Genomic DNA, 13947 nt, shown 5'->3' on the forward strand with positions numbered 1-13947 from the left:
CTCTACTCTCCGAATACTCTTTTGAATATGTAATCGACATTTCTGAGATAATACGTTAAGTCAAAGAGGTGCTCGATTTCTTGCGGTGAAAGGTACGTGGCAATGTCACTGTCCTCCTGCAGGAGCTTCATGAAACTTATCCCCTTGCCCCAGCTCTCCATGGCGTTGCGCTGTACCATCGCATAGGCATCCTCGCGGGAGAGCCCCTTTTCGACGAGGGCGAGCATCGCCCGCTGCGAATTGAAGAGACCGTAGCTCCTGTCCATATTCGCCCTCATCCGTTCGGGATAGACGAAGAGGTCCTTGAGAATCCCCTTCAGCCGGTTGAGCATATAGTCGACCAGTATGGTGCTGTCGGGTATGATGATCCTCTCGACCGAAGAGTGGGAGATGTCCCGCTCGTGCCAGAGGGCGACATCCTCGAGCGCGGCGAGGGCATTGGCGCGGACGACCCGCGCGAGGCCGGACAGGTTCTCGGAACCGACAGGATTCCGCTTGTGCGGCATTGCAGAAGACCCCTTTTGCCCGGGGGTAAACGGTTCTTCCGCCTCGAGCACTTCGGTCCTCTGGAGGTGCCTGATCTCGACTGCGGTCTTTTCGACCAATGCGGCGATCAGTGCGAGCGTGGTCATGTACTCGGCATGTCGGTCGCGCTGCACAACCTGGGTCGCCACAGGTTCCGGAGAGAGCCCCAGCTTTGCACAGACTTTCTCTTCCAGCTCGGTGGGGATATTGGAGAAGGTGCCGACAGCGCCCGAGAACTTGCCGATGCTCACCACCTCCCTGGCGCGCTCCATTCTCGCGAGGTTCCGTTTCGCATCCTCGTACCAGAGCGCGAACTTCAGCCCGAAGGTCATGGGCTCGGCATGGATGCCGTGGCTCCTGCCCATGCAGGGCGTCTCCTTGTACTTCAGAGCCTGCGCCTTCAGCACCTCCATGAGCTCCCTGAGGTCCCTGATGATGATATCGGCAGCCTCTCGCATGAGCAGGGAGAGGGCGGTGTCGACGACATCGGAGGAGGTGAGGCCTTTGTGAACGAAACGGGACTCGGGACCTACGAATTCGGCGACCGAGGTGAGAAAGGCGATGACATCGTGCTTCACCGTCTTCTCGATCTCGTCGATCCTGCCGACATCGAAGCGGGCCTTTTCCTTTATCACCGCTACCGCCTCCGGGGGGATCTCCCCGAGCTCGGCCCACGCCTCGCACGCGGCGATCTCGACGTCGAGCCATTTCCGGAACCTGTTCTCAGGCTCCCACAACCTGCCCATTTCAGGACGCGTATATCGTGGAATCATGTATCCTCCTGGAAGTAATAAGCTTTCAACAACTAGCGGTCAGCCGTCAGCCATCAGCTCTCAGCAAAAGCAAGGAAGCGCTCAGCCATCAGCTTTCAGCAATGCAGCAATCAGCAATCAGTTTCTCTATTAATAAATACTTATAAGTGCCGTCTCTCTTTGTCCTTTGCTGATTGCTGACAGCTGATGGCTGTCTTAAAGCTTGAATAACCTTTCTATCTTAATAGAATTATTCCGTATCTTTCCAATGCCGAAGAGGGCGCCCTCGGCATCCTTGAGCCGGATGAACGAAGACCGGAGCCGCTCCTCCACCCTTCCGCTCTCCTGTGCGAGGCAGACGGGATTCCCGTTTTGCGCCCTTTTGAGGTCGTTGCCGGAGAGCTGCTGCTCGGGCAGATGGCCGAGGGCGCGGTCGATGGAAAAGAGGGCGGAAGACTTCTCCGGCAGCTCCTCGACGGCCGCCGCGGTCTCGATAGTGAAGCCGCCTATGCGGGTGCGCCGCAATTCGGTGACATAGGCGCCTGTCCCCAGGGCGTTGCCGATATCGTTGCAGAGCGAGCGGAGGTACGTTCCTTTTGAGCACGATACCCGGACGGTAACGTAGGGGAGCGCGAAGGTCAGGAGCTCGATCGAGCTGATTGTCACCTTCCTCGCCTTTCTCTCGACCTCGACCCCGGCCCTGGCGAGCTTGTAGAGCGGCGTCCCTGCCACTTTGACAGCCGAATACATGGGAGGCATCTGCTCGATAGCGCCGACAAAAGCGTGCGCTGCTCTCTCTACCGCCTCCCGCGTCACCGGCAGGTCATCGACCCTGCTGACGACGACGCCTTCCGCATCATACGTATCCGTAGACTCCCCGAGCTTCATGGTCATGACATACTCTTTGTCCAGATCGGCGAGAAAGCCGGTGATCTTCGTCGCCTCATTCAGGCAGACCAGGAGCACTCCGGTGGCAAGCGGATCGAGCGTGCCGGCATGCCCCGCTTTCCTTACCTTGAAGCGCCGCTTTACCGCGGTCACCGCATCCTGCGAGGTGACGTCAAGAGCTTTGTTGAGATTGACTACTATATTCATAGAGCTTCAGGGGTCTGCCGAGTCCTTTCAGTTCGATGAGGATGAGAAAACTGTACTCAGGCGGCCTGATAGCGTCGCCCGGCCTCCTGGTGAGGGTCAGATTGACCGCCCAGCACTGTTCGAGGTACTTGACGATGAGGGTGGAGTCGCGCAATCCTCCGCCTTTGAGGTCATACCAGAGCGTTGTATCCAGAGCCCACCGCTTGCTCAAGGCAGACGTGATGCCGCCGGTGAGCTGGAAGAGCTCGCTCGCACGGGAGTACCGTTCTCCGAGCCTGAGGTACGTCCCTTTGAAAACAGGCAGGCTGATATCCGCGTTCACCGTCTCCATCTTCCCCTTGTTGAAATCGTATGCGAGATCGGAGGTGACGGTAAAGGGGCCGCTCAGCGTGACGGCAAGCGTGGTAGGCGACAGCGGCCGGTCTCCTGCGTTGAAATTCAGAGACTGGGCCAGCGTCGAGGCGAGGGAAAATCTCCTGAAGGCAACGTTGTTATAGAGCGAGAAGCCGAGCGACGCTGTCTTGTCGCCGAGCTCGGTAGAATCGAAGACCGGCAGGGGATGCGTCTCGGGAATGAAGGTAAAGCTGACCGAGGGCTCTATGATGTGCGTTGCGGAGCTGTAATGCCGTGAAAGCCGGGTCAGCGCGTTGGCCCGGTATTCGAACGTCTCCCGGTGGGGAGAGGACTCGAAGGGAGCGCTGTTGCTCAGCTGGTAGGCGGTCTCTCTGAGCGTGAGCGACTGGAAGACCTGCACCCTGTCGCCGAAGCCATAGGAGAGCGTAGGAGCTATATCGATCCTCTGCCCCCGGGGCTCCTTATCTCTCCAGAAGTTGGCGATGCTCGAATTCAGCGAGAAGAGCAGCGGCCCGACGCTCGAGGGATGCACGACATAGCCCAGCTCGGGAAGCCGCTGGGGGACATTCGCCCCTTTGTCCTGCAGGTCGATCCAGTGCTGCCCGAGGAGATACAGCCGCGCATTTCTGAGCGGCACCGAGACCTCGGCGGACGACTGGAGGAAGCGCTGGATGCGGACATCCCTCCGGTAGGCAAATTCTTTGTAGAAGTCCTCTTCGTTGACGTAATTCAGGTCGACAAACGCCCTCGCATCGCCGATCTGCTGCTCATGGAGGCCTTTGAACTCGAAGATGTCCTTTTTCAGCCGGTATCCCTCTCGCTCCAGGTTGTCCGCCTCGCGGTCGCGGAGGTGGTACGCGGACCACTCCCCCCGCTTCGTAAAATCGAGGTAGCGGTACTCGACGCCCTTCCCGATGCCGCGCTTGCTGTAGTAATCGAGATAGACGGTCGCATCCTTGTTCTCGTCGATTGCCCAGAAAAAGGAGGTGCTGAACTGGAACCCCTTGGTCGAGCTGCTCCCGATGTAGGGGAAGAGGAACCCTGTCTGCCGCTCGCTCGTGATGGGCGCCCATAACGCGGGAGAGTAGAGGATCGGCAGTCCCTTGATCCGGTAGGTTACATTCCGCGCAGTCACCTTTCTGCCGACGACGATATCGACCTTGTCCCCTTTGAAACACCAGTCGGGCCTTTCCGACTCTTCGTAATCGCAGGTGGTGAAAGAGGCTGACGAGGCGTAGTAGTGGTTCTCCTTGACCTTCTCGACGCTGGTGCCGTCGACCCAGTAGTCGCCTTTTTTGAAGAAGATGAGCGCGTTATGGAGCTTCCCCGTTTTGGTATCGAGGTTCATCTCGGCCCGTTCGGTATTGATGAAGGTATCGGCATCTTCGAAAACGACGTTGCCCGTCGCCTTCGCGTCAGAGGTGTTCTCGTAGAGGACGGCATGGTCGGCGAGGAGCACGGCGCCGTCTTTCTCGATCCGTACATTGCCCGTTGCCACATACTTGGCCTCTTCAGGGACGTGCTCGAGGTTATCGGCGGTAATCGTCGTAGCAAAAGACAACGGGGAGGTGAGAAGTGAAAAGTAAGAGATAAAGAACAAAAAGCACGACACAAAAAGAACGTGCTTCATTCTCTTACGCTTTGATCTCTCCTCTTTCACGGTTGCTCCTTGCCCTTTACGTTCAGTTGTTACTTCCTGTTCCTCACTTCTTACTTCTCACTTCCTGCTTCTCACTTTTTACCTCTCAGCTGTCTACAAGCTTTCCCTCAGCGTCCCCAGCACAGCGGTCTCCCCGAGGGCCTCTTTGGCTTCGCCTATGGTATAGAATGAACCGGTGATAAGAACCAGCCCGGACTTCCGCGCTGCCGCGCTCCTCTTCGCCAGCTCGATCGCCTCTCGTACCGAGGGAGCGGTGGCAGAGGCGTACCCGAGCTCCAAGGCGTACGCCGCCAGCTGCGAAGGAGCGGCAGCCCTCCCGTAATCAGGAGCGGTAAAGACGATCTCCGCTGCGAGGGGCAGGAGCGGCGTGAGTAGAGCGGGTATATCCTTGTCGGCCATGACCCCCATGACCAGCACGATCTCCCTGTCCGATAAGGCGCCTTGAATGAAGCGGGCGAGGGCCCGGGCCGCGTCCGCATTATGCGCCCCGTCGATCAGTATAGGAGGCAGGATCGGGGGGGCGCCCTCGATCCACTCGAGCCTTCCGCGCCACTCGGTCGCAGCGAGCCCCTTTTTTAGGGGGTCAAGGGGCAAGGGGCGAGGGGCCTGTCCCGTTTCGAGGAGCGCTATCATCGATGCCTTGACAGCGAGGCAGGCGTTGACGAGCTGGTGCTCGCCGGCGAGGGGCGTATGGAGGCCGGTAATACCATGAAGGCTCTCGCGATAGTCGAAAGTGATTCCCGTGAGGCTGGATGATCGCAGAGCGCCGCTGAAGTCTCTCCCGCAGGTAAAGAGGGGGGCCGAGGCATGGCGGGCTGCTCCGGCGATCACAGCCTCGGCTTCGGGTTCCTGCGGGGCGGTGACGACCGGGATGCCCGGTTTTATGATGCCCGCCTTCTCCCGTGCGATCTCGACCAGCGTCGTGCCGAGGAACTCTTTGTGGTCCATGCCGATTTTCGTTATCACCGAGACCGCCGGGGTGAGGACATTCGTCGCATCGAGCCGCCCTCCCATGCCGACCTCCATAACCGCCCAATCGACACTGTTGCGGGTGAAGTGCAGGAACGCCATCGCGGTCACGAATTCGAAAAAGGTGGGATCGGGCAGGGGAGCCGGCGCGTGGCGCAGGGCGGAGCGTATCTCTCCGGTGAGCTCCACCACCTCCGCCTCGCTTATCTTCCTGCCGTCGATCGTCATCCGCTCGGTGAAGCTCACCAGGTGCGGGGAGGTGAAGAGCCCCACCTTGAAGCCGTAGGCCCTCAGGATGGATGCCGTCATGGCAGCTGTAGAGCCCTTGCCGTTGGTGCCTGCCACATGGACAGCACGGAGCCGGCGGTGGGGATCTCCTATGACGGAGAGTATCCGCTCGGTCTTGTCGAGGCCGAGCTTGATACCGTGCTTCTGGAGCCCGTAAAGATAACCGATGGCATCGGAATAGCTCATCGCGTGCGGCTCACTGGCTGCAGGGTGTAATGGATAGTCCGACAGGGGAGGCAGTTTCCGGCTTTTGCCATGAGCTACGCGCCGTTAGCGCCGGCAGAGGGCATGAAGTGCTCGATGAGCTTGTAGATCGTATTTTTCAGCTCCTTCCTCTCGACCACGAGGTCGATCATGCCGTGCTCGAGGAGGAACTCCGCCCGCTGGAAGTTGTCGGGCAGCTGCTGCTTGATCGTCTGCTCTATGACGCGGGGACCTGCAAACCCGATGAGGCTCTTCGGTTCTGCGATGATGATATCGCCGAGCATGGCGAAGCTCGCCGTGACGCCCCCGAAGGTCGGGTCCGCGAGCATCGAGATGTAGAGCACGTCCGCCTCCTTCAGGCGGGCGATCGCTGCCGAGACCTTGGCCATCTGCATGAGAGAGAACATGCCCTCCTGCATCCGGGCTCCGCCCGAAGAAGAGACCGTTATGAGCGGCATGCGGCCCTCGAGCGCCCGCTCCGCTGCTGCGGTGATCTTTTCGCCCACGATCGAGCCCATGCTTCCTCCCATGAAGGAGAAGTCCATGATCGCGAGGACGACGGGCCTGCCGTTGATCGCGGCATCGCCGTAGATGCAGGCGTCCTTGAGGGAGCTCTTCCGCATATTCTCCTCGAGCCGGTCCCGGTAGGGAATGGTATCCTTGAAGCCGAGGTGGTCGACAGCGGTAAGATCAGCGTCGATCTCGACGAAGCTCCCCTCGTCGGCGACGAACTGTATCCGCTCGGGCGCGCTGATCCTGAAGTGGTAGGTGCACTTCGGGCAGACCTGGAGGTTCTTCTCGATCTCTTTTTTGTAAATGATCTCCCTGCAGCTGTCGCACTTTATCCACAGCCCCTCGGGGATCTTTACCTTCTTCTCGGCCTTGAGCTCTCTCTTCTTTTTAAACCATGTCATAATGCGTTTATCGTGTTATAGCGTTATGGAGTTATAGCGCGGTGGCCGAACCGGGATGCATCCCTGGCGCGATGAACACTGTACGCGACTAACGCTATAACGCATTAACTGATCGCCTCCCGTAATTCCCTTATGAACCGCTCGGCATCCTCCGGATGCTCGTGGAACTGTTTGACTATGGCGCTGCCGACGATGACGCCGTCCGCAGCCTCCCTGATGATCCGCGCATCATCGGGTGTTGCGACGCCGAACCCGACCGCCAGGGGCGCATCCGTCAGCCGCCGCAATGCAGCGACATGCTCGGTGAAGGCCCGGTCGAGCTCGAGCCGGGCGCCGGTAATCCCGGTCATGGATACATAATATACAAAACCTCTCGATACTTTCGCTATGTGCTGCATCCTGGCCGGCGTCGAGGTCGGGGCGACCAGGAAGATGGTGTCGAGCGGCCGCTCCAGGCGAGCGGAGCGGGCTGCAGCGATCAGCGCCTGCGCCTCGTCGGGCGGGAGATCGGGAATGATGACCCCGTCGACCCCGGCCTCGACGGCATCGTGCACGAAGCGCTCCTCGCCGTACGTGAAGACCGGGTTGTAGTATGTCATGAGGACCAGCGGAACCTCCGTTACCCGCCGCAGATCGCGCACGAAGGCGAGGACTTTCTGGAGCGAAACGCCCGCAGCAAGCGCGCGTGCAGCAGCTTTCTGTATCGTCGGACCGTCGGCGAGCGGGTCGGAGAAAGGGACGCCCAGCTCGATGATATCGGCGCCGCAGCGCTCGAGCAGCAGGACGCGCTCCCTGGTGAGCTCCAGCGAGGGATCTCCCGCCATGATATAGGGGATAAAGGCCTTCCTGTCGAGGGCCCTCAGCCTCGCGAAAGCAGCGGCGATCCGGGTCTTTTTACGGGAGCTGGGCACCGAGATTGATCCCTTTTATTTTTGCGACCTGCTGGACGTCCTTGTCACCGCGGCCAGAGAGATTCACGATCAGCACCGCCTCCCGCGGGAGCTCGGGCGCCCGCTTGATCGCCTCTGCGAGCGCATGGGACGACTCGAGCGCCGGGAGGATGCCCTCGGTCCTCGACAGCAGCTCGAAGGCGGAGAGTGCTTCGTCATCCGTAGCGTATGTGTAGGTGACCCGGCCCGAGTCTTTCAGGAAGGCATGCTCGGGCCCGACCGAGGCGTAGTCGAGGCCGGCGGAAACGGAGTGGGTATCGAGGACATTGCCGACCTCGTCCTGGAGCACATAGGTTTTGCATCCCTGCAGTACCCCGACCGAGCCCCCGGCGAACCGGGCCGCATGCTCTCCGGTCTCGACCCCTTTCCCTCCTGCTTCGACGCCGATCATGGTAACAGCCGTATCGAGAAAGGCATCGAAGAGCCCCATGGCATTGCTGCCGCCTCCCACGCAGGCGATCAGGCAGTCGGGCAGTTTCCCCTCGGCCTTGAGTATCTGCTTCTGCGCCTCCCTGCCGATTACCGACTGGAAGTCCCGCACGATCGCGGGAAAAGGGTGGGGGCCGAAGACCGTGCCGAGCACATAATGGGTATTCCTGACATTGGTCGTCCAATCCCTGAGAGCCTCATTGATCGCATCCTTCAGGGTCCTGGAGCCGATATTGACCTCTCGTACTTTTGCGCCGAGGAGCTTCATCCTGAAGACATTCAGCGCCTGACGCTGGACATCGACGGCGCCCATGTATACTTCGCATTCGAGGCCGACGAGAGCCGCGCCGGTCGCCGTTGCTACTCCATGCTGGCCGGCCCCGGTCTCGGCGATCAGGCGCTGCTTGCCCATTCTCTTGGCGAGGAGCGCCTGGCCCAGGGCGTTGTTTATCTTATGTGCCCCGGTATGGGCGAGGTCCTCCCGTTTCAGATAGATCTTCGCCCCGCCCAGTCTCTCGGTAAGCCGCTGCGCGAAGTAGAGGGGAGTGGGCCTGCCGACGTAGGTCGCCTGGAGCCGGGCCAGCTCCTCGAGGAACGCCCGCTCTTTCCTGATCCGGGCGTATGCATCTTCGAGCTCTTCGAGAGCCGGGATGAGGGTCTCGGGTGCGAACCTTCCGCCGTAGGAGCCGAAATAACCCTTTTTATCAGGGAGCCGTCTTATCTTTATCCTCCGGATAACCGTATGATTTTTGGGAACTCCGTCTGGGATTTGCTATTATATCACATACAATAACAGACAAGTAAGAAGTAAGAAGTAGGGGAGCTTAGGGGAGTTCTTCTATTCTGACTTCTGTCTTCACTTCCTACTTCTCAGCTCTTACTTCTTACTTGTCTGTTATTACTTCTCACTTGTCAGTTCAGGAGGGCGCATGCAGGAGACAAAGATCCTTCTCCCCGAGCGGGAGATGCCGAGGCAGTGGTACAACATCATGGCGGATATGCCGAAGCTCCCGGAGCCTCCTCTCCACCCGGCAACCCGGAAGCCTGTCGGTCCCGGAGACCTCGGCGCGATCTTCCCCATGGCAATTATCGAGCAGGAGATGACGACCGAGCGGTGGATACCCATCCCTGACGAGGTCCTCGACCTTTACGCCCTCTGGCGGCCGGCGCCGCTGTACCGGGCGCACAGGCTCGAGGCTGCGTTGAAGACCCCGGCACGGATCTATTACAAGTACGAAGGCGTCAGTCCGGCCGGGAGCCATAAGCCGAATACGGCGTTCCCGCAGGCCTACTACAACAAGAAGGCGGGCATCAAACGGATTGCGACCGAGACCGGCGCCGGGCAGTGGGGCTCCTCGATGGCGCTCGCCGGACAGATGTTCGGGCTCGAGGTGACGGTCTACATGGTAAAAGTGAGCTACAGCCAGAAGCCGTACCGGAGGATCGCGATGGAGACCTGGGGCGCCGCCGTGCACCCCAGCCCGTCCCGGATGACGAACGCGGGGAGGAAGGCCCTGGAGCTGAACCCGGACAATCCCGGAAGCCTGGGCCTGGCGATATCGGAAGCGGTCGAAGACGCGGCTGCGCATGGCGATACCAATTACGCCCTCGGCTCGGTGCTGAATCATGTGGTGCTCCACCAGACGGTGATCGGGCTGGAGGCGAAGAGACAGCTCGAGCTGATCGGGGAGTACCCGGATGTCGTTATCGGCTGCTGCGGCGGGGGCAGCAATTTCGGCGGGATCAGCTTCCCGTTCATTCACGACAAGATCAACGGCAGGGAGGTGCGCGCCCTCGCGGTAGAGCCCGCATCCTGCCCGACCCTCACCAAGGGCGAATTCAGGTACGACTTCGGCGATACCGCCGGGCTCACCCCTTTCCTGATGATGTATACCCTCGGGCACGACTTCATGCCCCCGGGTATTCATGCCGGCGGGCTCCGGTACCACGGCGACTCGCCGCTCGTCTCCCGGCTCTACCGCGACGGCATCATCGAGGCGAGGGCATACAAGCAGCTCTCCTGCTTCGAGGCGGCGATGCTCTTTTCCCGGACGGAGGGGATCATCCCCGCGCCCGAGACCTCCCACGCGATCAGGGCTGCCGTCGACGAGGCGCTCCTCTGCAAGGAGGAGGGGCGGGAGCAGTGCATCCTCTTCAGCCTGAGCGGCCACGGATATCTCGACCTCGCCGCGTATGACGATTATCTTTCGGGGAAGCTCGTCGACTACGAATATCCCGATGAGATGATCCGCGAATCGCTCGGCAGACTTCCCGTGATATAATTGATGAAGCAAGCACTGAATCCTGAGCACGAAACCCTGAACAGAGAAAATAAGGCACGTTGTTTAGAGTTTAAAGTTTAGAGTTTAGGATTTCGGATTTGTCTTGACCATGGTGAGAGTAAAGATCTGCGGCATAACGAATACCGAAGATGCGCTGGCTGCTGTCGAATACGGCGCCGACGCGCTCGGGTTCATCTTTTTCGAGAAGAGTCCCCGGTATATTAGTCCCCTTAAGGCGAAAGAGATCATCGCCTACCTGCCTCCCTTTGTCACCGCCGCAGGCGTCTTCGTGAACGAGGACCCTGCAACGATGAAAGAGACAATGAGCCTTGCGGGAATCACCGTTCTCCAGCTGCACGGCGACGAGCCTCCCGAGACCTGCTCGATATGGCCGCGGGTCGTCAAGGCGATGCGGGTGAAGGACTTTACCGATCTCAAGCCCTTGGAGAAGTACCGGGTCTCGGCGTTCCTGCTCGATACCTACTCGCCGAGAGAGTTCGGCGGGACAGGGCAGACCTTCAACTGGGATATCGCGGTGGAGGCGAAGCGCTATGGAAAGATCATCCTCTCCGGGGGGCTGAATCCCGACAATATCGAGAGGGCCGTACAGTGGGTCAGGCCCTATGCCGTTGATGTCAGCAGCGGGATAGAAGAGCGCAAAGGCAAGAAGGACCTGAAGAAGATGCGCGCCTTTATCGAGAGGGCGAAGCGGGCTTCGACGCCACCCGTATGACCGTCTTTACATTTCCCCGGGGGTTGAAGTCGCCGACCACCTCGAGAAACCGCGGCGCGAGCAGCCCCTCGAGCTCGGCGTAAATCCTGTTCGTTATCTCCTCGTGCGAGATGCAGGTGTTCCTGAACGAATTGAGGTAGAGCTTCAGGGATTTCAGCTCCACGATCTTCTTATCCGGCACGTAATTCACCTTGATCGTGGCGAAGTCGGGATAACCAGACCGGGGACACAAGCAGGTAAATTCGGGAAAGGAGATGCTGATTTCATAGTCCCGCTCCGGATTCGGGTTGTCCCAGACCTCGAGCGTTGCTTCATTGATTTCCTTTTCACCGTAACGCATTCTTTAAAATAACACTAACCAGAACGTCATTTCCAGCAGAGGAGCGCTTATCGATACGCTTTTTCCCAATAGGCATTGAGCGCTTCGAGCTTGCTCGTGACCCACCGCAGGTTATCTCTATACCACCGCACCGTCTGTTCCAATCCCCTGTCAAAGGAGGTTTCCGGCCTCCACGCGAGGCGCCCTTCCATCTTTCTCGAGTCGAGCGCATAACGGTAGTCGTGCCCCAGCCGGTCTTTGGTAAATTCTATGAGACGTTCCGGCTTGCCCAGCAGCCCGAGGATCGCCTTCACGATATCGATGTTCCTCTTTTCCTCTCCGCTGCCGGCATTATACACCTCGCCGGCGCTCCCCTTTTCCAGAACCCTGTATACCGCATTAGCGCAGTCGGCAACAAAGAGCCACTCCCGTATATTGCTGCCTGTTCCGTACACGGGGATCTTCCGATCGTCCAGGGCCTTCAGAATGACGACCGGGATGAGCTTTTCGGGATACTGCCAGGGGCCGTAGTTGTTCGAGGGCCGGACAGTGATGACCGGAAGGCCATAGGTCCTGTAGTACGCTCTTCCGAGCATGTCTGCCGATGCCTTGCTGACGGAATAGGGGGAATTGGGGTTGAGCGGTGTGGTCTCGCTGAACTGTCCCTCTTCACCCAGCTCGCCGTAGACCTCGTCGGTCGAGATATTGACGAAGGCGCCGACTCCCAGCTTCCGGGCGGCATCGAGGAGCACCTGCGTCCCCATCACATTGGCGCTCAGGAAGGGGGCGGCATCCATAATGCTTCTGTCCACATGACTCTCTGCCGCCCAGTGGATAACGGCATCGGGCCGCTCCTTGGTGAAGATCGTATCGATCCGGGGGGCGTCGGCAATGTCCGCCTCGTAAAAGGTCACCTTGTCCTCGAATCCTCTAAGCCGCTCCCTGTCGCCCGCGTACGTGAGCTTGTCGACAACGATGACGGCATATCCCCGCTCCACTCCCTGCCTGACGCACTCGCTTCCTATGAATCCCGCTCCCCCGGTTACCAGCAGCCTTTTCATCTGACCTCCATTCTCCTGACGAACCGGTCAACAGCATCCCTCCAGTGGGGAATGCGTATGGCCAGGGCATTCGAGATTTTCCTATTGCTCATGGCCGAAAAGTACGGCCTCCGTGCGGCAGCAGGGAAGAAGTCCGAGGGCACAGGGAGGATCAGGCTGGAGAGTCCGCACTTCTCGCCATAGTAGCGGGCCACCTCATACCGTGAGGCGTAGCCGCCGTTGGTGAGGTGATAGGTCCCTCGCATCCCGTTCTCGAGAGCGGCGAGGGTTGTTGTTGCAATATCCTCCGCAGAGGTCGGGATCGAGACCTGATCGCTTGCTATGCGGAGGACCTTGTTCTGCTTCGCCCACTCTGAAATCTTATACAGGAAGTTCTGTCTCCCCTGACCGAAGACCCAGCTCACCCTGAAGAGCAGGAAGTTGTCCGACTCATCGGCGAGGACGCGCTCACCGGCAAGCTTCGTCTCCCCGTATTTGTTGATCGGATGGGGAGCGTCCTCTTCGGTGTAAAGCTCTTCTTTAGTCCCATCGAAAACGTAATCGGTGCTGTAGTGGACGATGAGGGCATCGACCTTCCGGCACGCAGCGGCCAGGTTCCTCACGCCGACCGCATTGACCCGCAAGGCGGTATCGAAATCCTTTTCGGCATCATCGACGAGATTGTACGCTGCACAGTTGATCACCACCCCGGGCCTGAAGCGGGAGAGGGCATCGGAGACCATCTTCGCATCGGTGATATCGAGCTGCGCCCTGGTGAGGGCGATGAGGCGACCGGCGGTGCTCTTTCCGAGGCGCCGGATGAACTCCGTGGCGAGCTGGCCGTTGGCCCCGGTTATGAGGATGCTCACTCCGCCTCCCGGTATTCGAAATTGTTATCGGCATTTCTCAATGACGGAAGCCTCTTGTCTTTCTCGGAAAGGACCGGACTGCTTACCGGCCACGCGATGGCGAGATCGGGATCGTTCCAGACAATTCCTCTCTCGTGGTCAGGGGAATATTCGGCGGTGCACTTGTAGAGTACTTCAGCGGTATCGCTCAGGACGGCGAATCCGTGGGCAAAAGCAGGGGGTATGTAGAGCATGTGGCTGTTCCCTTCCGCAAGCTCGACGCCGATCCACTGCCCGTAAGTAGGCGACCCCCGCCGTATGTCCGCGGCGACATCGTAGACGCTCCCTTTGAGGCACCGCACCAGTTTGCCCTGCGCAGCAGGAGACTTCTGGTAATGGAGTCCGCGGAGCGTGCCCCTCCCGGACTTTGAATGGTTGTCCTGGACAAAATAGCCGGGTATGCCTGCCCGGGCAAAGTCGGAGTGCTTGTACGCCTCCATAAAGAAGCCTCGCTCGTCAGTGAATAGCCGGGGCCTGATCAGGATTACGCCGGGGAGGGAGAGCTCTTCGAAGATAAAGGGCATA

The 13947-nt window shown here is 59.4% G+C and carries 13 protein-coding genes; 2 read left to right on the forward strand and 11 right to left on the reverse strand.

Going from position 1 to position 13947, the window contains the following annotated elements:
• Window positions 1–2: 2 nt before the first annotated feature.
• From purB to trpB, 7 genes are all read right to left on the reverse strand, one after another.
• Window positions 3–1298: an adenylosuccinate lyase gene (gene purB, locus AB1805_12370; GenBank protein MEW5746218.1), complete on the reverse strand. Its 1296-nt coding sequence runs from the start codon at window positions 1296–1298 to the stop codon at window positions 3–5.
• 195 nt (window positions 1299–1493) lie between these two features.
• Window positions 1494–2372 (reverse strand): tRNA pseudouridine(55) synthase TruB, encoded by an 879-nt coding sequence (gene truB / locus AB1805_12375; GenBank protein ID MEW5746219.1) that lies wholly within the window; start codon window positions 2370–2372, stop codon window positions 1494–1496.
• Window positions 2338–4356, reverse strand: coding sequence for an LPS assembly protein LptD (gene lptD, locus AB1805_12380; protein MEW5746220.1), 2019 nt, complete (start codon window positions 4354–4356; stop codon window positions 2338–2340). The genes truB and lptD overlap by 35 nt, the downstream gene beginning before the upstream one ends.
• Before the next feature lie 123 nt (window positions 4357–4479).
• On the reverse strand, window positions 4480–5829 hold the full coding sequence (locus AB1805_12385) for a folylpolyglutamate synthase/dihydrofolate synthase family protein (GenBank protein MEW5746221.1): 1350 nt from the start codon (window positions 5827–5829) through the stop codon (window positions 4480–4482).
• Between the two features lie 74 nt (window positions 5830–5903).
• On the reverse strand, window positions 5904–6761 hold the full coding sequence (gene accD, locus AB1805_12390; protein MEW5746222.1) for an acetyl-CoA carboxylase, carboxyltransferase subunit beta: 858 nt from the start codon (window positions 6759–6761) through the stop codon (window positions 5904–5906).
• A gap of 104 nt (window positions 6762–6865) precedes the next feature.
• Window positions 6866–7672 (reverse strand): tryptophan synthase subunit alpha, encoded by an 807-nt coding sequence (gene trpA, locus AB1805_12395; GenBank protein MEW5746223.1) that lies wholly within the window; start codon window positions 7670–7672, stop codon window positions 6866–6868.
• Window positions 7656–8861 carry a tryptophan synthase subunit beta gene (trpB, locus tag AB1805_12400; protein MEW5746224.1) on the reverse strand — a complete coding sequence of 402 codons (1206 nt, stop codon included), beginning with the start codon at window positions 8859–8861 and terminating at the stop codon, window positions 7656–7658. Before trpB ends, trpA begins: the two co-directional genes overlap by 17 nt.
• Window positions 8862–9069: 208 nt before the next feature.
• Between trpB and AB1805_12405 the strand changes: the two genes are divergently transcribed.
• A complete protein-coding gene (locus AB1805_12405) occupies window positions 9070–10422 on the forward strand; it encodes a TrpB-like pyridoxal phosphate-dependent enzyme (protein MEW5746225.1) in 1353 nt (450 codons plus the stop codon).
• 109 nt (window positions 10423–10531) lie between these two features.
• The gene (locus AB1805_12410) at window positions 10532–11155 is read left to right on the forward strand and encodes a phosphoribosylanthranilate isomerase (protein ID MEW5746226.1); all 624 of its coding nucleotides are present in this window, start codon (window positions 10532–10534) and stop codon (window positions 11153–11155) included.
• On the opposite strand, the gene queF is transcribed toward AB1805_12410, so the two are convergent.
• Genes queF through rfbC form a run of 4 tightly spaced genes read right to left on the reverse strand, consistent with a single transcriptional unit; the run spans window position 11115 to window position 13946 of the window.
• Window positions 11115–11495 (reverse strand): preQ(1) synthase, encoded by a 381-nt coding sequence (gene queF / locus AB1805_12415; protein MEW5746227.1) that lies wholly within the window; start codon window positions 11493–11495, stop codon window positions 11115–11117. The genes AB1805_12410 and queF overlap by 41 nt on opposite strands.
• A gap of 47 nt (window positions 11496–11542) precedes the next feature.
• A complete protein-coding gene (gene rfbB, locus AB1805_12420; GenBank protein MEW5746228.1) occupies window positions 11543–12535 on the reverse strand; it encodes a dTDP-glucose 4,6-dehydratase in 993 nt (330 codons plus the stop codon).
• Window positions 12532–13383 carry a dTDP-4-dehydrorhamnose reductase gene (gene rfbD / locus AB1805_12425; GenBank protein ID MEW5746229.1) on the reverse strand — a complete coding sequence of 284 codons (852 nt, stop codon included), beginning with the start codon at window positions 13381–13383 and terminating at the stop codon, window positions 12532–12534. The genes rfbB and rfbD overlap by 4 nt, the downstream gene beginning before the upstream one ends.
• Window positions 13380–13946 carry a dTDP-4-dehydrorhamnose 3,5-epimerase gene (gene rfbC / locus AB1805_12430; protein ID MEW5746230.1) on the reverse strand — a complete coding sequence of 189 codons (567 nt, stop codon included), beginning with the start codon at window positions 13944–13946 and terminating at the stop codon, window positions 13380–13382. The genes rfbD and rfbC overlap by 4 nt, the downstream gene beginning before the upstream one ends.
• Between the last annotated feature and the right edge of the window lies 1 nt (window position 13947).

The sequence above is a fragment of the Nitrospirota bacterium genome, from assembly GCA_040752355.1.
Classification (GTDB): Bacteria; Nitrospirota; Thermodesulfovibrionia; order Thermodesulfovibrionales; family Dissulfurispiraceae; genus JBFMCP01.